The sequence below is a fragment of the Pseudomonas sp. C6002 genome (assembly GCF_013385805.1).
Classification (GTDB): domain Bacteria; phylum Pseudomonadota; class Gammaproteobacteria; order Pseudomonadales; family Pseudomonadaceae; genus Aquipseudomonas.
Window position 1 is genome coordinate 65,231 of sequence record NZ_JACAPH010000021.1, and the last position, 22,169, is coordinate 87,399.

23 protein-coding genes are annotated in these 22,169 nt (G+C 60.2%); all 23 read right to left on the minus strand.

The window, feature by feature from the left end; translation table 11 throughout:
- Nucleotides 1–40: 40 nt before the first annotated feature.
- Entirely contained in the window at nucleotides 41–595 is a 555-nt protein-coding gene (locus HX817_RS14100; RefSeq protein WP_177040407.1) for a tail fiber assembly protein, read from the minus strand.
- Nucleotides 596–1,174, minus strand: a complete 579-nt coding sequence (locus HX817_RS14105) for a phage tail protein (protein WP_177040408.1) — start codon at nucleotides 1,172–1,174, stop codon at nucleotides 596–598.
- A gap of 198 nt (nucleotides 1,175–1,372) precedes the next feature.
- Nucleotides 1,373–1,993: a hypothetical protein gene (locus HX817_RS14110; RefSeq protein WP_256348742.1), complete on the minus strand. Its 621-nt coding sequence runs from the start codon at nucleotides 1,991–1,993 to the stop codon at nucleotides 1,373–1,375.
- A gap of 358 nt (nucleotides 1,994–2,351) precedes the next feature.
- Complete coding sequence (locus tag HX817_RS14115) at nucleotides 2,352–6,320, minus strand: phage tail protein (RefSeq protein ID WP_177040410.1); 3,969 nt, start codon at nucleotides 6,318–6,320, stop codon at nucleotides 2,352–2,354.
- A gap of 59 nt (nucleotides 6,321–6,379) precedes the next feature.
- A complete protein-coding gene (locus tag HX817_RS14120) occupies nucleotides 6,380–6,958 on the minus strand; it encodes a tail assembly protein (protein WP_087694023.1) in 579 nt (192 codons plus the stop codon).
- Between the two features lie 594 nt (nucleotides 6,959–7,552).
- The gene (locus HX817_RS14125) at nucleotides 7,553–8,038 is read right to left on the minus strand and encodes a hypothetical protein (RefSeq protein ID WP_177040411.1); all 486 of its coding nucleotides are present in this window, start codon (nucleotides 8,036–8,038) and stop codon (nucleotides 7,553–7,555) included.
- 853 nt (nucleotides 8,039–8,891) lie between these two features.
- Entirely contained in the window at nucleotides 8,892–9,656 is a 765-nt protein-coding gene (locus tag HX817_RS14130; protein ID WP_177040412.1) for a C40 family peptidase, read from the minus strand.
- Nucleotides 9,657–9,658: 2 nt separating this feature from the next.
- Entirely contained in the window at nucleotides 9,659–10,411 is a 753-nt protein-coding gene (locus HX817_RS14135) for a phage minor tail protein L (RefSeq protein ID WP_177040413.1), read from the minus strand.
- A gap of 11 nt (nucleotides 10,412–10,422) precedes the next feature.
- A complete protein-coding gene (locus tag HX817_RS14140) occupies nucleotides 10,423–10,761 on the minus strand; it encodes a phage tail protein (RefSeq protein ID WP_177040414.1) in 339 nt (112 codons plus the stop codon).
- A gap of 3 nt (nucleotides 10,762–10,764) precedes the next feature.
- A complete protein-coding gene (locus tag HX817_RS14145; protein WP_177040415.1) occupies nucleotides 10,765–13,800 on the minus strand; it encodes a phage tail tape measure protein in 3,036 nt (1,011 codons plus the stop codon).
- Nucleotides 13,801–13,827: 27 nt separating this feature from the next.
- A complete protein-coding gene (locus HX817_RS14150) occupies nucleotides 13,828–14,100 on the minus strand; it encodes a DUF1799 domain-containing protein (RefSeq protein WP_177040416.1) in 273 nt (90 codons plus the stop codon).
- 47 nt (nucleotides 14,101–14,147) lie between these two features.
- Nucleotides 14,148–14,528 carry a phage tail assembly chaperone gene (locus HX817_RS14155; protein ID WP_177040417.1) on the minus strand — a complete coding sequence of 127 codons (381 nt, stop codon included), beginning with the start codon at nucleotides 14,526–14,528 and terminating at the stop codon, nucleotides 14,148–14,150.
- Between the two features lie 3 nt (nucleotides 14,529–14,531).
- Entirely contained in the window at nucleotides 14,532–15,188 is a 657-nt protein-coding gene (locus tag HX817_RS14160; RefSeq protein WP_177040418.1) for a phage tail protein, read from the minus strand.
- Nucleotides 15,189–15,259: 71 nt separating this feature from the next.
- On the minus strand, nucleotides 15,260–15,676 hold the full coding sequence (locus tag HX817_RS14165; RefSeq protein ID WP_177040419.1) for a phage tail terminator-like protein: 417 nt from the start codon (nucleotides 15,674–15,676) through the stop codon (nucleotides 15,260–15,262).
- Nucleotides 15,673–16,257, minus strand: coding sequence for a hypothetical protein (locus HX817_RS14170; protein ID WP_177040420.1), 585 nt, complete (start codon nucleotides 16,255–16,257; stop codon nucleotides 15,673–15,675). Before HX817_RS14170 ends, HX817_RS14165 begins: the two co-directional genes overlap by 4 nt.
- Nucleotide 16,258: 1 nt before the next feature.
- Entirely contained in the window at nucleotides 16,259–16,651 is a 393-nt protein-coding gene (locus tag HX817_RS14175; protein WP_177040421.1) for a hypothetical protein, read from the minus strand.
- Nucleotides 16,652–16,653: 2 nt separating this feature from the next.
- Nucleotides 16,654–17,031, minus strand: coding sequence for a hypothetical protein (locus HX817_RS14180; protein WP_177040422.1), 378 nt, complete (start codon nucleotides 17,029–17,031; stop codon nucleotides 16,654–16,656).
- A gap of 10 nt (nucleotides 17,032–17,041) precedes the next feature.
- Entirely contained in the window at nucleotides 17,042–17,347 is a 306-nt protein-coding gene (locus tag HX817_RS14185; RefSeq protein WP_177040423.1) for a HeH/LEM domain-containing protein, read from the minus strand.
- Nucleotides 17,348–17,402: 55 nt separating this feature from the next.
- The gene (locus HX817_RS14190) at nucleotides 17,403–18,380 is read right to left on the minus strand and encodes a major capsid protein (RefSeq protein ID WP_003218352.1); all 978 of its coding nucleotides are present in this window, start codon (nucleotides 18,378–18,380) and stop codon (nucleotides 17,403–17,405) included.
- A 3-nt stretch (nucleotides 18,381–18,383) separates the two neighbouring features.
- Nucleotides 18,384–19,121: a hypothetical protein gene (locus tag HX817_RS14195; RefSeq protein WP_177040424.1), complete on the minus strand. Its 738-nt coding sequence runs from the start codon at nucleotides 19,119–19,121 to the stop codon at nucleotides 18,384–18,386.
- 84 nt (nucleotides 19,122–19,205) lie between these two features.
- A complete protein-coding gene (locus HX817_RS14200; protein ID WP_177040425.1) occupies nucleotides 19,206–19,691 on the minus strand; it encodes a DnaT-like ssDNA-binding protein in 486 nt (161 codons plus the stop codon).
- 8 nt (nucleotides 19,692–19,699) lie between these two features.
- The gene (locus HX817_RS14205; protein WP_177040426.1) at nucleotides 19,700–20,812 is read right to left on the minus strand and encodes a minor capsid protein; all 1,113 of its coding nucleotides are present in this window, start codon (nucleotides 20,810–20,812) and stop codon (nucleotides 19,700–19,702) included.
- A complete protein-coding gene (locus HX817_RS14210; protein ID WP_256348743.1) occupies nucleotides 20,730–22,082 on the minus strand; it encodes a DUF4055 domain-containing protein in 1,353 nt (450 codons plus the stop codon). Before HX817_RS14210 ends, HX817_RS14205 begins: the two co-directional genes overlap by 83 nt.
- Nucleotides 22,083–22,169 lie beyond the last annotated feature (87 nt).

Here is a 22,169-nt window from a genome sequence, read left to right on the forward strand (position 1 = left end):
AAAAAACCCGCTCAGGGCGGGCGGCTTCGACCGTTTGCAGTTACGTAGGCACGACGGGCCACTCAATGGCATCCGGGTACTGCGGTTGCTCAATAACCCGGCTCAGCGCTACTCGGTATTTCTTCCAGGACTTGAGCGCCGCGAGATCTGCGTCCGTCGCTTCGTCGACATCCACGGCATCCTGAAGTGGCGCGATCGCATAGTCAGCGAGGGCACGCAACCGCACGATCTCTGCCAGGGCCCTTTCCAGCAGTGCCTCACCAGATGTAGTTGGCTCAAGTAACGCCGCGGTCGGGAGTGACTCCACCGCCACATGCAGGGTGATGCTGTGAGCTAAGTCTGTTGGCTCACCGTCCTTACCCACACTTACCGCCAGCACGCCGTCGTTGTAGCTGATGCCGACCGAGCAGGCCGAATCGACCTGATTCACCGCGTAGCCCCAGCCTTCTGGCGGTGGGACCATTCCAAGCGTGCCGTGCACCAGGTACTGTCCCGGGCCCGGGTGCTCGGTCGTAATGGTGTTGACGCCCAAAGACGTGACATCAATGACGGCGCCGTCGGCGCCTAATATGTTTACTGCTGCACGAGTGGTCATTTAGATAGCCTTCAGTGTGCCGTCGGCGGCGCGGGTCGTGTTTTGGGTGTGGTACAGCTCTGCCCAGGCCGTCCAGTTGCTGGCGGCCCGAATCCTGAAAAACATCCTGTTCGCCGTAAGCGCCGTCCACATCTCATTTGCGTAGGCGCCGTTAGGGTGCTGGTTGTGAATGCCATGCCCCTGTCCATCTATGGTGCCCTGGCCTATCGGAACTCCAGTCGTGGCTGCTGTCGTGTTAAAAAACTTGGTCACGTTCAGGGTGCTCAGGCTGCCCGCCTCCGTGATGCTTGAACCACCCAGCCCGTAGTCGCCAGCCGCCAATGCGCCGAGAATCGCCCGGGCGGCGGGGGCTGTTGTCGCCCCTGTACCGCCCTTCGCCACCGGCACAATGTTTTCCGTCGAGACCGCGCCCAGGCCGGCCAGGGTGGCGCCCCATTGGTTGACGATCTGCCGAAGTTGATCGGCGGAGTCCTTCACGTAGCCCTGCATCGGCGCCAGGGCGTACGTACCCGCGGAGACTGTCGCCCCCAGGTAGTTCGGCGAGATGGTCAGCACCGTGTTGCTGGCGATGTTGGTCACCTCATACCAGCGCCCATCGGGCCCAGTCCATGCATCACCTACGCGCCCGTTGGCACTGAACGACGTGCCTGTGCCGGTGACCGTATTTGAATTCAATGCGACTGCAACTGTGCCGGCTCTGTACCAAGGCATATTTTTCTCCAGGAAATAAAAAACCGCTCAGGGCGGCTATTGGATTTTGAATTGTCTGGTGAACGGCTAAATCACTGGCTTAGCGAACACCACGGGCACATAAAATGTCGCAGCGTTAGAGACTCCAATCGTAAACATCACAATCCGGTTGTTTGCGTAGTCCCACACGCAGTACAACTTAGCGCCCTTGCTAGAACCGGCACTGACATCCATCCCTATGTTGTTGATCATGATGTAATCGCCGGAGTCCAGTGGGGATGGCGCTGTAAAGTTGACCTGGGTCTGACCCTGCGGTGTTGTGCTGGATCTAATGTAGGTCCATGCCGATATCGTGCGGGTGAACTGCGCACACGGTGTCCCGCTATCAAACAACAACTTTCCTTGCCCATCCCATAATCTAAACCCGTACTTTGCAGTGGGAGTTGCCCCGCCGAACGAGGCCACGAAGAACTTTCCAGAGCCCATTCCCAAGAATGAGAAGCCCGTCCAGTTGCCTGCGGTACCGGTTATCTTGGCGTAACTTATGGTTACCGAGGCACTGGGGCGAACAAACACCAAGGGCGGTTCCTGGGTGGTTATCGGCGCCGGGAAGACGATAGGTCCGCTGTAGTCACCTTTGTACAGGACGACCAACCTGGCAAACTCCGAATCGATGACCACGACACCTGAGTCGTTGGTAAACGACATTCCATAAGACGCCATTATCGGTACTTCATCACTAAAAGCCTTTGTGTGGCCAACCCTGGGGCCGGCGGTGACGACGGATTTATGCTTCGGTTAACGTACCAAACCCTAACTACCCCGGACATGACTTGAGGCTCGTATTGGATTGCGTTCAGGTTCTGTGCGCTGGGGTCTTCAGGGTATGGCGCGGTTGGAACGCACACCGCGTTGCAGGTGGCTGGATCACAACCAGGCACCGCTATGTCGCTATACAGCGTGCCGGCAGGCCGGGTTACTAGGGCTGAATAGATAACGCGCACGGTGAAAGAGGTCTCATCCAATTCAAGGAGGCCCGTAGGCCCCCAAACTCTCGCCCCATGGCTCATGCTGAAAGATCCCCCCACTGGTATCGCTTCACACCGTTCTCATCGAACACCTTGCCACCGGCGTTGTTGATTACCTGGCGTGCCTGGCCGCCGAGCGGGCTGTTGATTTCAAATGTCCCGTCGAAGAACAACTTCCAGCCGGTAATACCTGCCTGGTAATTGTTCGACTGGATGTAGTTGCCGATCTTGGCGTTGGTGATCGTCCCGTCCTGAATCATGGCGGAGCTCATGAACACCTGACCGCCCTGAACTACAAACGGCGTGGTGAAAGCACCACCATCGATTGTGTTCACTACGGCAAACCGATCAGCACTCACCAGGAACTGGCTTTGCAACAAACCATCAGCGCCCTGCTCGATACCCAGGCCGATCCCGGCGGCGACATACTGACCGTTGGCATTGACCTGCATTTTGACGGACCAAATCGTAGACAGCTTGCCGGCGGTGTCAGCCTGGGCCCTGGCCGTGACTTGGATCGCGGCCTTGTTCTTCACCTCGCTGATAGCGCTGGCAAGGTCTCCCTCGTCGGTACCGTCCCGCCCGCCGCCAACAACAGCTTGAAGCGTGGTGGACTGTGAGGCGACGGCCTTGTTGGTGTCGGCCAAGGAATCGGTGACCGTTTGAACGGCTGCCGAGTTCTCTGCAACCTTCGCCTGTGTCGTATCGATTCTTTGGCCGAGCGCGGTGTCCGCATTCGCCCGGGCGGTTGCCTCCTGGCTGATCGCTGCGCCGTTATTGCCGACGGTGACCCCCACCTGATCGATGCGAATCCCAAGAGCACTATCGGCATCAGCCCTTGTCGCTGCCTCGCTGCCAATCGCAGCGGTGTTGCCGTCGACACTGCTTTTCAACTGATCCAGTCGTGTCGCCGAAGCAAGGGTTTCAGTGGCCACCACCTGCTCGAGCGAGGTAAGCCCGGCCCTGTTCTGCCCTACCGCCGCATCCAGCGACGTGGTGCGCTCAACCAGCGCTCGGTTGTCCGAGGCCTGAACCTTGACCTGCTCAGCGAACTTGGCGGTGGCATCCCAGCCTTTCAGGGCGTCCGCCAGGTCGCCCTCCCCGCTGTCCTCCCTCCAGCTCGCCTGGAGCGATTGCAGGGCGGAGGCCTGTGCCGTGACCTTGCCGTCCACGGTGTCGATGGACGCCTTGTTCTGCTGGATCTGCAGCGCCATGGCCTGGGTTGTCTCGGCAATGGTGCCGATATCGAACCAGTACTGGGCATTGGGAGGCTTAGTGTTTTTCGGTACCGGCGCGATGGCTTGGTACAGATGCTGGCCCTGCCGCACTACGTCGCCGGCGGCATAGGTTTTGGTCGGAACGTAGACCAGAGCGTCCGTGATCTGATCGATCAGGTCTTCCAGTTCCTGCTTGGCCTGCTCCAAGCGATCGTTCACAGACCCCGGACCGTCGCCGGAGATCAACTCGATCTCCTTGACCAACTCCTGAGCCAGTTCGGTTTTACCAATCTGGCCGGCAATCAAGTCCAGGATAGGGCCGGCCTGCGAACTGGCCTGGCCAATCACACCGTTCACCACCGGATAGAACGGCCCAATGTTTCCGGTCCGGTCCACCAGGCGCGCCCAGAAGAAGAACCGAGCGCCCGCCAACAGTGATTGCATGCGGTAGTCGGCCTGCGGATACGCCAGGTCGGCCAGCTTGGTAGCGGCTCCAAGATTGTTTGCAGGGCCATACCACAACTCGGTGCGCTGGGTATCCTCGGCGCCTGGTGGGAAGCCCAACTTGATGCCGATGCCGAACAGTTCGCTGGTGGTGGTCAGGGACGACACTGCCGGCGGCAGGCCGACCTTCCCTTTCAGGTTGGTCAGGTTGGAGCTTTTCCAGATCGACGATATCTCGAAGGCGCTCACCGAGCGGACCCGGGCCAAATAGGCGCCCGAGTAGATTCCGGTGACGTCAACACTGGTCGAACCTGTCCGCTGCACCTTGATCCAGTTGCCGCTTTCCTTGCGCCACTCCACGTCATAGGCGACCGCACCGCTCACCGCAGGCCACGAGATGTTCATGGTGCTGATGGCAATGCCCTGATTCACGGCGTAGCTCGACGTCAGCGTGACGCTGGCCGGTGCTGGAACTACGGTGATCGGGATGACGCTGATCGGCCGTTCTTCCAGCCGGGCGCCGGTGTCGATGTGCGCAAACTTGCTCGGGTCGTACTGCACAGCCGAGATTTCGAACACGCCAGGCTCTGGCCGGGAAACGCTGGTCACCCGGTACAGTGGGATGGCCAGGTCGTCAGCGTCGAGCGCCCACACCAGTTCGCGCTCAGGCGGCACGGAGTACGCCGTGGTGACCGTGACCTGGCGGCCGCTGACCAGTTGCACGGTGCGCCCCTCGCACTTGCCGTCGGGCAGGTTGAGGATCAGCCGGTCACCGGGCTTGGCCTGGGTGTCGCGGTCCAGGGTGATGACTTTGCCATTTACGGCTGAGATGCGCCCGCCCACGGGCCGACCGGCCAGCAGTTCGTCAGCGATCGGAACGACGTAGCCAGGCAGAGGGATACGTCCGTCCAGGCCGACACGAAACGTTACCGCCCGGTCCTTGGAGTTGGTGAGCAACGCCCACTTGCCGCGGCGCTGCGCCTCCGACTCACGCGTGCAACCGATCGCGCTGATCTCCAGCGGGTTGTCGCCGTAGCGCCGCTGCAGCTTCTGATCGGTCACCGCAGTGACGTCAGTGTCGTAGTTGTTCGCCGGGTTGTCGTAGCTGACGAGAGCCCGGCTGTAGCGGGTGCGCTCCGATGCGCTCGAATAGGTGAATGGCTGACGCCCCTCAGTGATGACGTTCGCACCGGTATAAGCGAAGTCGTAGTCGGTAGCACGCGGCATATCCGACAGGGTGAACACCTGGCCCTGAGCCCAGTAAGTCATGCCCCGGTAAATCGCAGAGATGTCGCGCAGCAGCGACCAGGCGTCTGCCTTGCTTTGCAGGTTCAGGTTGCAGATGAAGCGGGGCTCCATGCCGCCCTTACCGTCTGGCACGAGTTGATCCGCGTACTGGGAAATTCGGTAGAGCTCCCACTTATCGACCATCCACGGTTTGATGCGGCGGCCTAGGCCGAAGCGATCGGCCGTGGTGATGTCGTAGGTCATCCAAACCGCGTTATCAGTCCAAGCCTGCTTGAAGGTGCCGTCCCAGATCCCGGTATATGAACGCGACACCGGGTCGTAATTGCTCGGTACCTGCATTTTCTTGAGCTTGGTCTCGACGGTCACCGCCGGAATGCTCCGGAACTGCTCGGCGGAAAATTCAATGTAGAGCAGCGCGGTGTTCGGGTACCGCAACTTGGCGTCGATCACCTCAGTGAAGCCGGCGATCTGCATCGTGTCGGAGATTTTGTTGTTGTTCTGGTTGATCGTCAGTCGCGTGATACGCATCAGCCAGCCAGAAGTAGCCTTTGGCAAATCGATTCGGCGGGTTCGCTCGTACACGCTGGTGGTCTTACCGTCGACAGCCTCGCTCAGCACCTGCTGGTAAGCGCCGCCGTCGGTTGCCAGTTCAACCTTGTACTCAATCCGGTACCCGTTGATGTTGCCGCCGGCGTCCACAGACTGGAGCGCTGGCCACGCGAAGCGAACCCTCACTGCCGAAAGCTGTACGTTGTTGATTGCACGAACCCAAGGAGTACCACTACGCAGTTCGGTACTGATGGTAGTTTCGTTCTCGATCGACGGGATGCCCTGGATATAGGTCTGGTCCACCGCACCGGTGCGCCATTCCCACTTAACGTTCGGGAAGTTCATGTTGCCCTGAGGGTCTTGCAGAGGGGTGTTGTCGAGATAGATGTCCTTGGCGGTTGGCGTGCCTTCGAACTCACCCTCCCCGATGGCGATCAGCATCTTGGCGATGGCGACGGAACGGAGACTGTCCGGGGCTTCAGTTGGCGTTTTTGGTTTCTCTTCGCCGCCCTTGGCGCCGTGGATATCAATCTTGCGTGCTGCGCCCATGCTTTTCTCCAGGCAATAAAAAACCGCCTCATGGGCGGCGGTGGTGCTTCAGGTGTTGGCTACATCTGGTCTTCGGCGTAGATAGCGGCGCTGATGATCGCGCCTCCTACCCGTCGCTTGCCGTAGCAAAGCGGAACAGGGTTGCCTGATGCGGTGGTGTTCTTGGCGCTACCGAAGGCGTAGCCGGGTGTGTTCTCGGGCGCAGCGCTGGTCTTGAGCCCCCCAGCCTGTGGGCTGAGCATCTGGATGACGCCGCCAGCGACAAGGGCGATACCCGCTGGGACGACTGCCATGCTTGCACCACCAGTAAATGGCGAAAGCAGATAGCCTGCTGCAATGAGCACTGCACCTACGATTGTTTGCAGTAAGCCAGCCCGCTTGCTCCCAGTGATTACTGGAACAATTCGAATATCCCCGTTACCACCAAACCCAAGCTCATCCTCCTGAATATTTTTTGATCCTCGAAATACCGCAAACTCCAAGCCTCGCTGGCTGGCCGAACTGATGAATCGTTCAAGGCCTGGGATTTGCACACACAATGCTTTTACCGCCTCCGCCGGAGTGCGAACCGAAAGTCTGTATTCCTTTCCAAACTGGCGAAGAGGTCCGCCAAGCCGAATTGTTGTCAATGAAGTCATCAAAATCTCCAGACGAAAAAAAACCGCCCATAGGCGGTCAAATTTTCAATATTTATAACGATGTGGGGCGTAACTCCAACCAAGCGCTGCTATCTCCCGACACCCTGAACTTCTGCGTCTCACCGCCCTTAAACTCTCCGGCTGATTCTCTAACCGCTTGGCCAATTTGAGCAGCGCACAACCCACCACCCTCGGCGTCACCAGACAGACCGTAGATATGGCGTCCCTCGGTCAGGTAGAAAGTTGCTGTCTCTCCCGTACCAAGCCTCGCGGCAACCTTCCCATCGATCAAAATTGCCGTGTAGCATCCGCCGCCTGCAAACACACCCTTATCACGGGTTACTACCATGACGGCAGATCCAGCCTTCGGGTCCTGAAAGGCTTTAAGTCTCGCTGCTGGAACTCGATCAGCCTGGCTCGATGGAATGGGGGTAGTCCCACACCCCGCCAGCACCGCCACCGCTACCGCCGCTATCAAAATCCGCATGTCGTTCCCTCTTTGGTTTGGCGGGACTGTAGCACTGAGGGAGCAAGATGCAAAAAGCCGATATCTGAACCAGTCCGGGTAGAGCCCCCTTCCGCTGACCTCAAACACTAAGGCTGCTGCAATTGCCCAGAGCTCGAATCCAAGCGCGCCATCAACTCCTCCATTCGGCCCTGCACTACGCCGCGGTTGCGAGAGAGCATTTCCAAACTTGGATCAATGCTTCGCAGATAGAGCCGACACTTCTTTTCGCTAAAATTGTCGACGTTTCTATGGATGTCTTCCGCCAATGCTGCCGCGTCGCGGAGACACATCTCAAGATGCTGTCGCTGTCCGAGAAGAAACTCCAACATCACGCCGACCTCTGGTAAGGCCGCCGAAAAGCGCGCTTCAACTTGTTTAATAACTGATTCATTTTCTCGACTCAGCTTGTGCCACTCTGAACGTGCCTGCTCAGACTTGATTACAAGACTCTGGCGCAATGAGAAAACCTCATTGGATTTTGTTCTTCCCAGTGCACGTACGGCCACCAGCAAGCTCACCAATGCAATAAGCAATGTCACTGCATCAACTAAGGAAACCGTACCTAGCTCCATTATGCGTCCCTACCCAGTGGAAATCGTTAAAACATACCTGAAACTTACAAGGCTTGGCCCCGATCTGCGCCCATCCTAGCTGGATGGAAAGCCAGTAGCAGAGTTGACGGTAGATACAGTAGCGTTGCGCCAGCAAAGCGGCGCCCGGCCTGCAGCGCCAAACAGACCAAGGACCAGGGCGATATCAACGAAAATCAGGAGAGTCATTTGAGCGCTTACACCATACCGGATGGGGCTAAATTCGTACAAATCAGGTTCTTGCGAAAAGATGGAGAAGCCTACGACCTACCACCTGGGAGGCCAGTGGTGGTTGCAGCTTTAAGATACGATCCAGAGCACGGGACTGGCCCCAGAACGATCACAGGCTTCAAGGTGACGTACGCCCTGGTCGACACGGGCGCCGACCACAATTATGCAACCCCTAAACTTATTGCCGAAGCCGGCTGCCCTCAGATCGGAATTGCCCGAATACGAAATGCCGGAGGATGGACTGAGTCCACTCAGCATGTAGCTCACATATTTTTTCCTGAGACAGGCAACCAATACGAGACAGACGTATTTTCGTCAAGCCTCGTTGACGAGAGCAGCAAGGGCGAAAGTCTAATTATTGGTGTCTTAGTCATTAAAACAGGACGGCTAGTTATGGACTTCCAAGCCAATATCTACCGTCTCTACGTCGAATAATTCCGCCCTTGCGGAGCTTTCACGTACGATAAGCGCTCGGTCAATTTGAGCTGGGGCAGCATGATTTGATCGACCCAAGAGTTTGGTGATTTCTTGGGGGAGCTCTGCCCTGATTGAGCAAGCTCGATTTCCATGTTCGATTTCCATTGTTCAGGCTCCCCTTGCTGCGTCATTTTGGTTGTTTTGCGTCTTTGTGCCTCAGGATCAGGCGCGTTCTGTCATGCCACGGCCCCCCAAAAACGATGATCTCGGACGGCCTGCCGTACAGGTGGTGCAGCAAGAATGGTCCGGGGCCGAAGGTGCCCGACTCTTCCTCTGGTAACGTCGGGTCGGCGCCCAGGAAAATCCCGGCGTGGTTCGGGTGAACCGTTCGCCCGACGTGCATGACAATCAGATCCCCGCGCAGCGGCCGGTCAACGCGTACGAAGCCGGCGGCCTCGTAGTGCTGTTCGTACAAGCTGGCGTTCTCGGCACTCTCCCACCAGGCATCGGCGCGCTGGAAGGCCTCAAACTCAAGGCCCCACTCACGCCGATACCAATCAGCGCAAACCTGCCAGCAGTCCCAGGCGCCGTGTACAAACGGACGCCTGAGCAACGGCGTGCTGCCGGTCGGGGTGATAGTGCGCAAGTCGCCCTCGGGCCACGACAGAATATGCCAGGGCAAGGCCGTGGCCTCGCACATCGCCAGGTCATGCGGTGACGGCCGACTGGTGGCATCCGGGTGGGAGTGGACAATGCCAATCACTTCGCCCAGGTCTTCCGCCGCAGCGTAGTCCTCGGGATCAAGCCGAAACTCTTCGTTCGGCTCCGTGGCGATGTTCCGGCATGGGAAGTACTTCTGCGCCCGCCCTACAGCCAGCAGCAGCCCGCAGCACTCTTTCGGATACTCCGCTGCCGCATGCGCCTTGATCGCCGCAATGATGTGCTTGCGCATGGTCAGCTCCTGGCAATGAGGGACACGGCGGGGAATCCGCCGAAGGAAAGTTCGTTGTTCTCGCCGAAGCGCAACTTGCAGGACGACAAGCAACCCTTGCACTGGTCCTTGGCCGGGTCATCCGTGGGATTGTCCTCATCGTCAAACATGGACGCGCCGGTGTATCCGCAGTCCGGCCCTCGGTAACCATTGGTCATGGCCCAGTGGCAGAACGTGGTCATCTGGCGCCCGGGCAGGCCGTGGTTATCGATCTCGCCCGGGGACGACAGCTCCCAGACCACAGCCTCGCCGTCCTCGCTGGTTTTCTGGTCGATGTACCAGATCTCCAGCCCTTCCTGTGTCTGATCTGCCGTTGGGTTGCCTTCGGGAAAGTTGGCCGCGTCCAGGTACTGGGCCAGGGTCTCGCGAACAGTCAGCTTGAACTTCAGCATGTCCTCGAAGGCCAGGCACAGCGCAGTGACGCGCCCATTGATGTTGCCGGCGGCGAACGTCGGCCTGGTGGTCGTGCCGTCGCTATTGGACCCGATACCCTCAATCTGCACTGGCCATGCCGCGTACTCAGCGCCCTGCCACCAAATTGACTTGGCCGGCAGGTCCTCCTCCGAGTGCTCATAGGCCAGCAGCTCCGCGGGCGTGTGCGGAATCGCGTGACCGTGGAAGCGCAGGTAATCCGCGCCGTATTCAGTCCCGTCAATTTCGAACAGGCGAATTTCGGCGCCGGGCTCCAGTTTCTGGATGTCCGTGATCAGTGCCATGGGTAATTATCTCAGGGGTGAAAGGTTTGTTCGAAGGTCGCGGTGATGGCGTAGACCTGGCCGCCGCGATGCACTGGCTTGTAGCCGTTGCACTTGTAGAGGCCCAGATCTCCCAGGGGCGGCTGCCAGAGGAAGCCCTTTGCACCCTTGTGCCGGTCGATGAAGTCCATGATGTCCTTGATCCGGCCCTTCATGCCGGTGAACGCGACCGGCCAAGACTGGGATTTGTTATTGATCCCGTCCTCGGTCGACTGCGCGTAGCCGTCGGCAAACTGCTTGGTGCGTACGCGCTGCTTGATATCACCCTCGACGCCCTTTTCAGTGGCCCAGGTGAATCGCTCGATTGCCATAAATCATCCTTTTACGTTTCGGCTGCTCACGCCGCCTTGGCGCCAAGACTTGGCGATCTCTTCTGTTGCGATTTGCCGGGTGCGCGTCTCCATGTTGCGCTGGAACATTTCTGCGTCGAACTCGGCCCCGTCTGGGCGGCCGGCCTCCTGGTCCGTCAGGATGATCGGCATACTGAGGCTGAGGTTTACCCCGCCACCGCCGCCTCCGACCGCAGAAACACCCAGCTTTCCGTTGGCTGTGCGAGTGAGCGGCATGATTGCCTCTTCGCCAGCCTCGCCCATGACCCCGGTTTTGCCGTTGGCCATGCCGAACGCCGTGGGCTTGCTGACGATTGAGTTGGTGAAGGCGCCGCCGTCGGCGAACATCTGCACACCGCCCGACCAGGCGCCGCCCTTGGCCTGAATGCTGCCCGGGGTGAAGTTGGACAGGTCGGTGCCGGTGTAGCCGGCCTGACTTGCCCCGCCAGAACCACCGCCGCCACCGAAGTAGCTGGCCGTTGCGCCCACCAAGCTGCTCAGCAATGCCGAGCTCGCTTGCCGGGTGGCAATCCGCGCCATGTCCGCAAGGACCGACTTGGCGAAGTCCGAAAACGATGCCTTGCCGGTCATGGCGAAGTTGACGACCGCGTCCTCCATGCTGCTGAAGGCATTGCCGAACAGGCTTTTGGTCTGGCCGGCAATGTTCTTCGCCGAATCCAGATAGTTGTCCCAGGCCGATGTCGCGCCCTTCGTCCAATCGCCCTGAGCGGCCTCCACATCCGCGTAGTTCTGCCGGATCTGGTCAGTGGCAGCCTTATTCGCGTCTGCGAGTGCCTGGGACTTGCGCTTGAACTCCTCCTCCGACATGTTTCGCGACGGGTCAGACTTCTGGTTGGCCAACTCCAGCGACTGCTGAGCAAACCGGTCTTGCTGGCTGTTCAGTTCGCCGTTGAGTGCGTTCTGGCGGTCCCCCTGGCCAACGCCGAGTACTGCACGTTGGCCGGCAAGCTCCAAGGCTCGTTGCTGCTGAGCCAGGGCCTGCACGTAGGTGGTGATTGACCGCTCCTGCTTGGCCAGACGCTCGGTCTCGTTGGTGGCCAACACCTCAAGTTGGCTGTCGGCCTCCTTCTGCGCCTTGACCATCCCTGCGCGCGCGTCAGCGATCTTCTGGTCCAGCTGGATGCTTTGCGCGGCCGTTGTCGCCTTCTTGCCTTTGACGGCCTCCAGCGCGGCAATCTCGGCCTCATAGGCTGCGGTCACCTCGTCGCGCTGGTTGCCGATCAGGGCTTCACGCTTCAGCGCGTAATCGGCCTGAGAAATGAGCCCGGCCTTCTCCGCGGCGTCCAGTCGCTTCTGGGTGTTTTTGTACTCATCAACGATCGCTGCAAGGTTGTTCTTGGCATCATTGAAGCCCGTCAGGTCAACCTGAGTGCCGGCTGTTTTCGGGTCCTTGAACTTATCGTTGATATTGGAAATATTCTTGTCGATCGCCGACTGATCGAGCCGCGAGTCCTTCGGGTCAACCTTGCGGATATCGTCGAGTTGCCGCCTATATTCCTTGATCGCCTCAGTGCGCTTTTGCTCGTTCGTCCACGACGACTTGGTCAGGGCATCGATCTTGGCCATCGACGAAACGGCATCGCCCTGCGCCTTCGCCTGCTCGCCTTCCCACTTGGCGATATCGGCCTGGGCAGCCTTTTCGTCCTCAAGCATGTTCAGGCGGTTCTGCCGGAACTCGATCAGGGCATCCTTTGACTTTTGATTTTGAAACAACCCATCCATATTCTGGGCTTCGAGCAATCCGGCCTTCGCGTCCTCAATGTCCGAATTAATGTCCCGACGTCCGGCGTTTTTCAGTCCATCTGCCGCCTTGGCAACTGCGTTATACGCCCGCTCCCAGAAGCTCAGGTTTTCCAGAATCTTGGGGGTGCGCTCGTTGATTGCATCGGCGTACGAATCGGTAGCCAGCTTCACAGCGCCGGCGTGATCGCCCTGCTGCTCCAGTGCGGCAATCTGCGAGTAAACCGAGGCAGTCAGATAGTGGTACTGCTCGTTCAGCGCAGCAGAGGCCTTTACCGGGTCGTCTGCAAGCTTGGAGAATTCGGCGACCGTCTCGCTCACGGCCTTGCCGGTGGCTTCCTGCATCGACACGGCAGCCTGGGTGATGCCGGTGAAGCTGTCCCCGGCGATCTTGCCGTTGTCAGCCAGCAGCGCCAGCACGGCGGCGGCCTGACCGGTGGTACCGACCGTTGCGCTCACCTGGCGCGCCATATCTCCCAGTTGGCCAGCGCTTACTCCCGCGTAGTTGCCGGTGAGGATCAGCGACTTGTTGTATTTGTCCTGCTCTTCGCTGCCCTTGTAGTAGGCAACCGCCAGGCCGCCCACAGCCGCGGTGGCCAGGGCCAGCGGCCCCAGAATGGCAAGCAGCCCAGCGGCGCCTGCTCCAGCCCCAGCGCCCAGTTGCGCAACCGCACGTACACCACTCCCCCAGTCGCCCGAGGAAAGAGCATTGCCCAACTGCACGACGTTCTCCTGCGCCTGGCGGGTGCCGAGCCGTAGCTTGTCGAAACCGGTGGTGGTCTTTTCGAGCTTGGCGTAGTCCTTGTCGATCTTGCTCAGGGCAGTGTTGTACTGGTCCTGGCTGATGCGGCCGGCGTCCAGGTGTTTGCCCAATTGCTCGACCTGCGTGTCCAGCTTGGCCAGCGCGCCGCGGGCCGGGTCAATCGCCCCCAGCAGGCTGTTCAGCGCTTTCTGCTCATCCATCGCAGACTTGGCCAGGGCGATTTGCTGCTTATCGAGCTGCGCCGAGATCTTCGCGGCCTCGGCCTCGCCATAGGCACCGGTCTTGGTCAGCTTCGCCAGCGCGTCACGCTGCTTTGCCAGGTCCTGTGTGGTCTTGGCGCTGGTGGAAAGCGATTTCTCCAGCGCCTGCATTTCGTTCATCAGCGAAACGGCGGATTGCTCGGCCCGGCCGCCGGCCTTCGCCATTTCATCCAGACTCGTTTTCGCCTGGATTGCATCGGCCGAGTCGATCTTGACGCCGAGTTCTGCAATGTTCATCGACTCACCTTGAATAAGTGCCCGTGGTTACGGGCTGTTTTCCCTTTCCTCCGCCATAACGCGCAGGGCTTCGCCTTCCAGCACCTGAAGGTCAGGGAAGATTTCAGCGAGTTTCTTTTTTTTGATGCCGAGGAAGCCGGCCACGTCGCGGATGCAGGTGTAGTCGAGACCGATCGCGCCGCCGGCGCCCGCCCGCCACTGAGTCGACATCCTGTTGAACAGGTAGAACGCCGGCCAGTTGCAGGGCCAGACCTCGGTTACCTCTTCGAGGTCACTCGGGGTGAGCCCGAACAGGCCCATCAGTTCAGCCGGTGCCGCCGGCGCGTAGAGTGCACGGGCGGCGTCGGTCAGTTTCCCAGGCGGGCCTGATTGAATGCGCTCTGGTAGGCACTCACAACCGCTTCAGCAGCGCCCTGGCAGGACGTCACCAGCGCCCGAATGCTCTTGTCGTCGAACTTGTCGTCAAAGCCCCAGCCGACTACCAGGTCCTTGATCTGCTGCGACTGCTGCTCAGTGTCAGCAGCAACGATTTCGGAAAGCGTTGGGCTTTCACCCAGGGAGGTCCGAGCTTCATCGCGCTTCAGGTTCCACTCATCAAACAGCGCGGCAAGCCCCGGGCGATCCCGATACTTAAAGGTGAACTCGATTTTCTCGGGCTCCCCCCCAACGATAGGGATCGACACGAAGGCCTTGAAAGTCGGGTTTTGGGCGATTCTGATCTTTGCCATGGGTTACGCCACCGCTGTCAGGTAACGGGTCGGTTCGCCCTGCAGCGCCAGGTTGACGGTGCGGGTCAGCAAGTTGCTGCGGGACACAGTCGGCTGATTGGAGAACGAGGTGAAAGCGCCGTAGTACAGCGTGTCGTTGCCTGGCAGGTTCAGGCGCGCGGCCTGAATGGTCTGACTGGCATCGGCGGCGCGCAGGATTGCGTTGAAAGGCTGAACCGGATCATCGGCAATAGTCAGCGTAAGCCGAGCAGCTGCCTTATCGGTTGGAAGTTCTCGGCCCTGTTTATCCTCGAGGAACGCGATAGGAAGATAGTTTTGATCGCCGCCGGAGAACGCAAGATCGGTTACCTGCGGAATCTGCACCCAGGTCAGCACCTTCTTCAGCGAACCGATGCCGGAGCCGGCCGGGTAGACCTGCACGTCGGTGGTATCGATGCCTTCGAGGGTGATGGCGGTGGCAGTGGCCGCCTTCACGCGTACAACCCGGTTGCCCAGGCGAGTCCAGCCGGATGTGACGATCACGATGTCGCCAGCCGACAGTGTGCCGCCAGTCACAGTGGCCACGGCCTCAGCCGCGTTGCTCAGTGCCGAAAACGGGATGTCCGGGCCATAGGTGGCGCCGTGCTGGAAGGTGCCGCCGTCTGGAATTTTGTAGCCCATGGGTATTTCCTCTTTGCAGATATGAAAAACCCGCTCAAAGGCGGGTTCGTGGGGTTGCCCAATGGGCGGGATCAGTTGGTGTCGGCTCGGTACAAGAACGAGACCGGGACGGTGTAGGTGGAATCGCCGGTGATGCCGGGTCCTGGGTCGACCGGGGACATGGTCACCACTGTGACCGAGCCCTTCGTGTCCCTTCCGTATAGTGGGAACAGAATTGTCAGTTCAGCTGCTATAGGGTTCGTCTTGGTCTTACCCGTGCCCGCCGGTGCGATGATGCTCACTTGGAAAACGCCGGTGAACAGCCGGTGATCACCGCCGAGTGTGTTGCTCACGGTGTCGCCCGGGATAGTGAAGGCTCGCAGGTAGGTCTCGCCCGCCGCTGGCGTGTAGGCCGTGTTCTCGAAAACGATCTTAAGCTTCTCCGACCTGGTAGCGTTCCAGGCGATGAGCTTTGCTTCGTAGATCGAAGCGATGATTGCGTGACTCATACCTGGTTGTTCCTAATGGCCTCCAGCACGATCTGCTGGAAGCGAGCCACGGTTACCCGGACCATCCCTCCGGGCGCCTGGGTCGAATGGCCGAACTCCAGCGGGATCGCGTAGGGCAAGTTATTGATGATGTAGGCCATCTGGCCGGCGGTGAAATCGCTCATCGCGGCCACCAGCGCGGCAGTGGTTTCGGCGCCGCTCGGGTCTACCTCGTCAAAGGTTACGTTCTCGACCACGCCGAGCGATATGTGCCAGTTCGCACGGAACCGGCCGCCGACGTAGCCTTCAGGCGCCTTGATGTCCATGCCGTCGTTGAGCTTGAGGCCCTTCTTGAGCCTGCCGCCCTTCGTGAGGTTGGCCGGGTCACTACGCAGCGCGCTGTTGTGATCGTCGACGGCCTTGTTGTACTGGGTGGCCACTGCGTTCTGCGCCCAGATCTCCGGGTTACCCACGGGAGACATGCGGATCAGGCTGCTTCCGACCTCGATGATGATTTCGCGCACGCTGGCATCGATGGCTTCACCCGTCTGGGCGGCGAACTCGGCAAGGCTCAGAGCGAAGCTGCCGGATTGGGTCGCCATATCATTTCCTCAGTTGCGCCGTCCACGTCGCTTCAGCAGGGTCCGCAGACACGTTCATCACCCGCAACCCGTTGACGATATCGCCAATAGCCGGGGCGAACGGTGCCGCCGTCGGAACGCCGGCCTCCGACACGAAAAGCTCGTTTTGCAGCACCAGCAGCTTCTTGTCGCTGGTCTGGATGAGGGAGCCGTCGATTTCTTTGGACAAGTAGCTACCCAGAACACCGCGCCCTGTGTACGTCACCGTGGTCTCCGGCGTTTCGCCGCCCAGATCGGGGTCATACTCGCCAGCGACCTTGCGCACGCCTGTCACCGGCTTGACTGCATCGGCCAGGCCATCGGGATCGTCGAACGCCTCGGCCAGATCGGCCTGAATTTCTTCGCGCATACCCATGATCAGATCCTTTTCAGCATCATCACGCCGGAGCGCTTGATCCAAGGCTCCAGCAGCGCCAAGGCGAAGTTGACACCGGCCGACTGATCGGCAGAGCCTGCCACATAGGTCTTGCTTACCGATGTGCCGGACTGTGCCGAGACCGTCTTGCTCTGCACTTCCTTCTGCGTTGCCGTGTACAGCTTGCCCGCCGCCGCCTCTTTGGCGACCTGGGCGCCGGCTGTTTTGATCTCGGCCGGGACCGGATCGGGAACCGCCCGCTTAATCTTGGCCGTGAGCCAGGCGTTGGCCATGGCCACAGCAAGGACCGGATCACCGGTGCCGGCCCAGTCAGGACCCAGCGAGGCATCAACATCGGCAACGGTGATGAAGTCGGTCATGTGCTTGTCCTTATTCCGCTGGCACCAGGGCCTGCAGGTCTTCTTTCTTGGCGGTCGCGTCGAAGGTAATGCCCTTCGCGGTCAGCCACTCTTTCAGCTCGGGGACCTTCATTTTGAGAGGGTCGGTTTCAGGTGCTTCCTGCTCCTTGCCGTCGGAAACCTCGATGCCGGCGGCCTGGTAAGCATCGAAGATATCCGGCGCAACGCCATCGACGACCACCTCAGTGGCGGAACCGATTACACCGAAGAATTCGCTCAGCAGGCGGTAGCACACGCCGCGCTCTTTGCCCGGCTTGTCCGTGTAGATCACTTTCATGAGTCACCTCAAAAGCATCCAGGCGCCATAAGGGCGCCAGGCTGTGTGGGCCGGATTACGGCGTGGTGGTACCGCTGATCACAGCGGCGAACGGGACCTGCTTGCGGCTGAACACACGCTGCCAGTTCGCAGCGGCGGCGTACTGAGTCGCGGTCGGGCTAAGGTTCTGAGCCTCGGAGCCCTTCCAGCTGAAGCCGGCGGGCTGGAGGATGTAAGTCTTCCGCTCCCACAACACTTCGGCACCACCACCGTTACCGCCACCCGGCTTACGCTCCAGCTCTACCGGCACCTTCGGCGTGCCCTCGCCGTAACCGAAAGCGCCTTGGCCGAAGAACACGGACAGGTACTTGCCCGCACCGTAAACCAGCGCGTCGTCCATGAAGACTGGCTTGCCGAGGTAGGTGGCCAGGATGATCTTGCCGTCGGAGTCACGCAGGTACTCGATGAGGTCCTGCTTGACCATCTGATTCATCACCACCGAGTGCACGCCGATCGCGCCGAACTGGTCGGCTGCGTCGCCGGCGGTAAACGCGGCATCCTGGAAGGCGTTCGCACTGATGGTCGCGCCAGCGTCGATGACCATGTCACCGCCGTTGTTCGCGATGTTCGAGGCGATGATGCCGCGAGCCGCGCCCAGGGTGTAACGCTGCCACTGGCGAGTCCAGTAGGTACCGAAGCGGTTGCGGATCTGCTGCTGAGGTTCAGTGTTCGCCAGCTCAGCAGTCAGGTCGGTGACGCCGTAACCTTTGTTGAGGTACAAGACGCGGGCACGCATGCTGTCCTGGGTGACCTTGCCGACTTCGCCCTGGTCGTTCGGGTCATCATTGCTGATATTCGGGGCTTCATCAGCATTGAGATCCTGCCAGTAGCTGATCTCGGCGGTGCCCTGGCTGCCGGAAGCGATCGCATCCAGCACTGGCGAGCGAGTCACAATGCCCGACTCGTACACAGCGGTCTTTTCCGGGCTGTTAACCGGTGCCAGAGAGGCGTAGTAGTCGCCGACGAAGATGTCGGTCAGTTGGGTAGTTGCCATGGATTAGGTTCCTTTGGTGGCCTGGATTTTCTTGAAGAGCTCAGGGTTGTCACGGGCGATCGCAGCGCGCTCGGTTTCCGTGTACTCACCCCACTTTTTCGTGGCCTTGCCACCGTTGTCGCCGGTCTGCCCGGCACCCTGAGCCCTTGGCCACAGGTGTGTTGCTGTTTCACGCAGAGATTCCGCCCATTCGAGCGGCGACAGCGGGGTCTTCCCGTCCTTCCCGTAAACGACCTCGCCGTCACGGTCGGTGGCAATCGCCTCACCGTCTTCACTGAGTTTGAAAGTGCCCCGGGCGCGCAGGATGATGTCCTCAGCAGCCTCAGGGAGCGCGCCGGCCTTGATGGCAGCAGCGCGGATGGAATCGGCCAGCACCTTGTCGCTGTACTTGGCAGCGAATTGCTCGGCCTTGTCGGCTCGGGCTTTCTCGGCGGCCAGCTTGGTGTCGTAGTCGGTGCGAAGGCGCTCGGTACGGCGGGTGATGACCTCGTCCAGCTTGCCCTCGGCAATCAGCTTGGTCTCTTCATCCTGTCCAACCTTGGTCAGCAACCCCTTCACGGCTGCGATGTCCAGGCCTTCGAACTGGGTTTTGAAGCCGTCCAGCTCGGTTTTGGTGGTCCGGAGCGAGCCAAGCAGCTCGGTGTTTTTGTTCTTGAGGCCCAGGGTTGCAGCCTCAACAGCTGCAGCAATGGCGGTCTGAACTGCCGGGTCTTCAAGATCAATCTGATTTTCGTCTGCCACTTGGTGCACCCCTTGGGTTTGGTCGGCCCGCTTTGCAGGCAATAAAAAACCGCCCATTGGGCGGTTTGGTTTGAATTCTGTGTTTTATCGGACTATCGAGAGCCCGCGCATGACCAGGTAATCGGCGAATTGCGTCCTGCTCGGTGCGTATGGCGGCGGCCGCATGCGAAAGCCTGGCGTATCGCGGTTGAGCCGCGTGCGCCGGCCATTGGGCTCAGTGCAATGCGTTGGCTCCTCGATATGGAAGCCCTGGTCGACAGCGTATAGCTCGACCGCTAGCCGTACCTGGCCCCATTCCAGCTCAAAGGGCACGAACGTCTCGGACAGCGTCTGGTATTCGATCTTGCAGTCACGCCGAGGCCAGGCCATTGCCTGTTCAGGCTTGGCCTTGCGCCCTTTCCACTGGCGAACGTTGATGTCGGCCGCAGCGCGCAGCAGCAGTTCGACCTGGTCAGCCTCAGCTTCAGGTATACGGAACCCGTAGTAGTCGCGGTAGAAGGTCAGCTTCTCCAGGGGCACGAAGCTATTTGCGTCTGGCCTGCCCTTCCCGTCCTCAACGATGATCTGCATGCGTTGTCTCAACCTGGTTGAGCGCCGAGTGTAACGCCTGCTCGGGTGAACATGTCAGGTTCGGCTTCCTTCAACTGCGCCAAGGTCAGCGGCTTGAACGACTTGTCGAGTTGCAGCTTGGCGAACTTCTCCGGCGTCAGGCCACCATCACGGAACAACTTACCCCGGACCGGCCCAAGAGCATGATCCTGGAAGCTCGCCGGTTGCGTTGCCAGCCACTGGTAATAATTCAGGCCTGCGTCGACCTGGGCCCCGCCGTTATCTCCCACCGAGGCGCGCGTGGCGTCCTTGGCGAACATCTCCGAAAGCCTAGTGGTCGGCACCGTGGTTGACCGGCAGTTGATGTGCGCCGGCGGCAACGGACCTTTGCCCAGGTCGAAGCGCATCCCATCCAGTCCCTTGCACTGCTGCGAGGTCTTGCGGTCGAGCGTCGACACCCAGCGATAGCCCAGCACCACGTCACTGTTGGCCTTCAGCGTCTCCATTCGTGCCGTGGTGGCTACGTGCTGGATTGCCGTCTGCACCACGGCGGCAGCATTGCGGTTGCTCACCGCCAGGACGCCGTCCGTGAAGTTCTGCGCCGCGGTGCCGCGAATCGCCTGGATGATCTGGGCGTTGGTCTGGCCCTGGCCGAAGCCGAGCCGGATGGTGTTCGTGACGCGCATCGTCTCGGTCCGCGTCCAGCCGCTGACGAAGCTCTTCAGCAGCTTGCCGCCGTCGATGCCCTTTACCTGAAGCGGATAGGAGAACACCGCCGCACGGATGACCGTGTTGGTCGGCACCACCGCGTCGATGGACAGTGCATTGCTCAGGCTTTTGGCCTCAAAGCTCGACTCGTACAGCGCGATATCGACCAGATCGGCCTGCACCAGGTCGCCGTAGGCCTTGTAGATCTCCAGCAGCTTGCCGTCCACCCGGGCCAGGAACTGCTCAAGGCGGTCCCGGCTGTAGGTGGTCAGCTCCTTGCGGGTGAGTTGCTCCCGCACCAGCTTGTCGATCTGGCGCAAGTACTTCTCGAACTTCTTGACCTCGCCGGCCTTAAGCCGCTCCAGCATTACCGAGTGGCGGGTCGTCTGCTCCAGCAGTTGGCTGTCCGCCTGCGCCAGGCTTGTCGTTGGCATCGTCGTTGTCCAGGTTGATGCCGGCCGACTCGCGCTCATCGCTGATCAGGTCGGCCTCTTCGTCATATGGGCGGTCCGGCAACTTGCCAGTGGTGAGGTACTGCCAGTAGGTGTCGGCGCTGACAGTTCCAGCCATCACGCACTTGAGAAGTTCGGCGAGCACCTGGGCGTCGACCACCGGGGTCACGAACTCAGGGTTCACCTTGAACTTGACCTGCTTAGGGTCATAGCCCTTCCACTCGGCGGCGTATCGCAGGCCCTGCTCCACCGCCTCGGCCACCGTGATGACGATGCTGTGCAGTGTGGCGTGCTGGTCGTTCTGACGCGTCTTGCGCGCCTCACCCGACTCTGTGCCGGCTACATCCATGACCTTGGCACCGGCCTCAAGCGCCGCGTTCTTCTGGTCATCCATGGCTTTGCGGTTGGCTTCAATGCCGGTGCCCTTGAATTCAAGGTATTCAGCCTTTCCGTTCGGCCCAAGATCCCAGGCAGCGGATGGGCCGGTTACGCTCAACTCCACCGCCTCATCCAAGCCCGACACCCACGGCTGCGGATGACTGGTCTGATGCAGAGAGCTGAAATAGTCAGCGCTGATCTGGTAGGATTTCAACGCGGCCCGCGCCATGGTGAGCAGTGGCACCTCGTCTACGTCCGGTGAATTGTCAGTCGAGCCGCAGTAGATGACGGGCAAATAGGCCAGGCCTTTGACGAGACGGTTGTCGGTACCGGTGGTGCCCAGCGGGCGTTCGTCGTCGATCAGCTCGCCAGCCTCGTTGCGCACGGCCGTGTAGCAGACCTCGCCCTGCATGAAGAACTCACGGAAAACCGTGATGCAGTCATGGCTGTAGCGATCGCCGCCCTTCTTGCGGAACTCGCGGAACACAGAAAGCACCAGGTCCTGCCGGCCGCCTTGATCAGCGGTGTCCCAGTTGATCGCGTTGCGCGTTGCGTAGGTCGAGAAGTAAGGCTCGCCGCTATCATCGATGTTCACCACCAGGGGCACCCGGCCATGGGAAATGGCCTGGCGCACTAGGCGGAAGAACAACTGCTTCAGGCCGAAGCCGTCGGCTGTGGCGTTGTCCTCCAGCCCCTTCAGCCCGGCGGGTAGCTCAATCTCCGGGATAAGCCGCGAGACCAGGCCCATCATCGACCGCAGCGAGTCGCGCACCCAATGCTCGTACTGAGCCCGGTTCGTGTAGTTCTCGTACAGATACTTGTTGCCGGCGCCGTCGATCTTTTCAGCTTCGACCATGCCGCTTGGCTTTGGCAAGTTGCGCTCGTTGCGCTTTACGGCGCACTCACCCTCGAGCGCGTCGTCCATCATCTCCCACTCAGCGATGTGCGCGTCGTAGTCGGG

Excerpts from the sequence above, each read along its gene's own strand:
- HX817_RS14200 (WP_177040425.1), bottom strand. The coding sequence starts at position 19,691 with ATGCAGATCATCGTTGAGGACGGGAAGGGCAGGCCAGACGCAAATAGC.
- HX817_RS14100 (WP_177040407.1), bottom strand. The coding sequence starts at position 595 with ATGACCACTCGTGCAGCAGTAAACATATTAGGCGCCGACGGCGCCGTC.
- HX817_RS14135 (WP_177040413.1), bottom strand. The coding sequence starts at position 10,411 with ATGGCACTGATCACGGACATCCAGAAACTGGAGCCCGGCGCCGAAATT.
- HX817_RS14170 (WP_177040420.1), bottom strand. The coding sequence starts at position 16,257 with ATGGCGACCCAATCCGGCAGCTTCGCTCTGAGCCTTGCCGAGTTCGCC.
- HX817_RS14110 (WP_256348742.1), bottom strand. The coding sequence starts at position 1,993 with ATGTCGTTTACCAACGACTCAGGTGTCGTGGTCATCGATTCGGAGTTT.
- HX817_RS14175 (WP_177040421.1), bottom strand. The coding sequence starts at position 16,651 with ATGGGTATGCGCGAAGAAATTCAGGCCGATCTGGCCGAGGCGTTCGAC.
- HX817_RS14150 (WP_177040416.1), bottom strand. The coding sequence starts at position 14,100 with ATGGGCCTGTTCGGGCTCACCCCGAGTGACCTCGAAGAGGTAACCGAG.
- HX817_RS14145 (WP_177040415.1), bottom strand. The coding sequence starts at position 13,800 with ATGAACATTGCAGAACTCGGCGTCAAGATCGACTCGGCCGATGCAATC.
- HX817_RS14125 (WP_177040411.1), bottom strand. The coding sequence starts at position 8,038 with ATGGAGCTAGGTACGGTTTCCTTAGTTGATGCAGTGACATTGCTTATT.
- HX817_RS14160 (WP_177040418.1), bottom strand. The coding sequence starts at position 15,188 with ATGGGCTACAAAATTCCAGACGGCGGCACCTTCCAGCACGGCGCCACC.
- HX817_RS14190 (WP_003218352.1), bottom strand. The coding sequence starts at position 18,380 with ATGGCAACTACCCAACTGACCGACATCTTCGTCGGCGACTACTACGCC.
- HX817_RS14185 (WP_177040423.1), bottom strand. The coding sequence starts at position 17,347 with ATGAAAGTGATCTACACGGACAAGCCGGGCAAAGAGCGCGGCGTGTGC.
- HX817_RS14115 (WP_177040410.1), bottom strand. The coding sequence starts at position 6,320 with ATGGGCGCAGCACGCAAGATTGATATCCACGGCGCCAAGGGCGGCGAA.
- HX817_RS14155 (WP_177040417.1), bottom strand. The coding sequence starts at position 14,528 with ATGGCAAAGATCAGAATCGCCCAAAACCCGACTTTCAAGGCCTTCGTG.
- HX817_RS14205 (WP_177040426.1), bottom strand. The coding sequence starts at position 20,812 with ATGCCAACGACAAGCCTGGCGCAGGCGGACAGCCAACTGCTGGAGCAG.
- HX817_RS14120 (WP_087694023.1), bottom strand. The coding sequence starts at position 6,958 with ATGACTTCATTGACAACAATTCGGCTTGGCGGACCTCTTCGCCAGTTT.
- HX817_RS14140 (WP_177040414.1), bottom strand. The coding sequence starts at position 10,761 with ATGGCAATCGAGCGATTCACCTGGGCCACTGAAAAGGGCGTCGAGGGT.
- HX817_RS14180 (WP_177040422.1), bottom strand. The coding sequence starts at position 17,031 with ATGACCGACTTCATCACCGTTGCCGATGTTGATGCCTCGCTGGGTCCT.
- HX817_RS14165 (WP_177040419.1), bottom strand. The coding sequence starts at position 15,676 with ATGAGTCACGCAATCATCGCTTCGATCTACGAAGCAAAGCTCATCGCC.
- HX817_RS14130 (WP_177040412.1), bottom strand. The coding sequence starts at position 9,656 with ATGCGCAAGCACATCATTGCGGCGATCAAGGCGCATGCGGCAGCGGAG.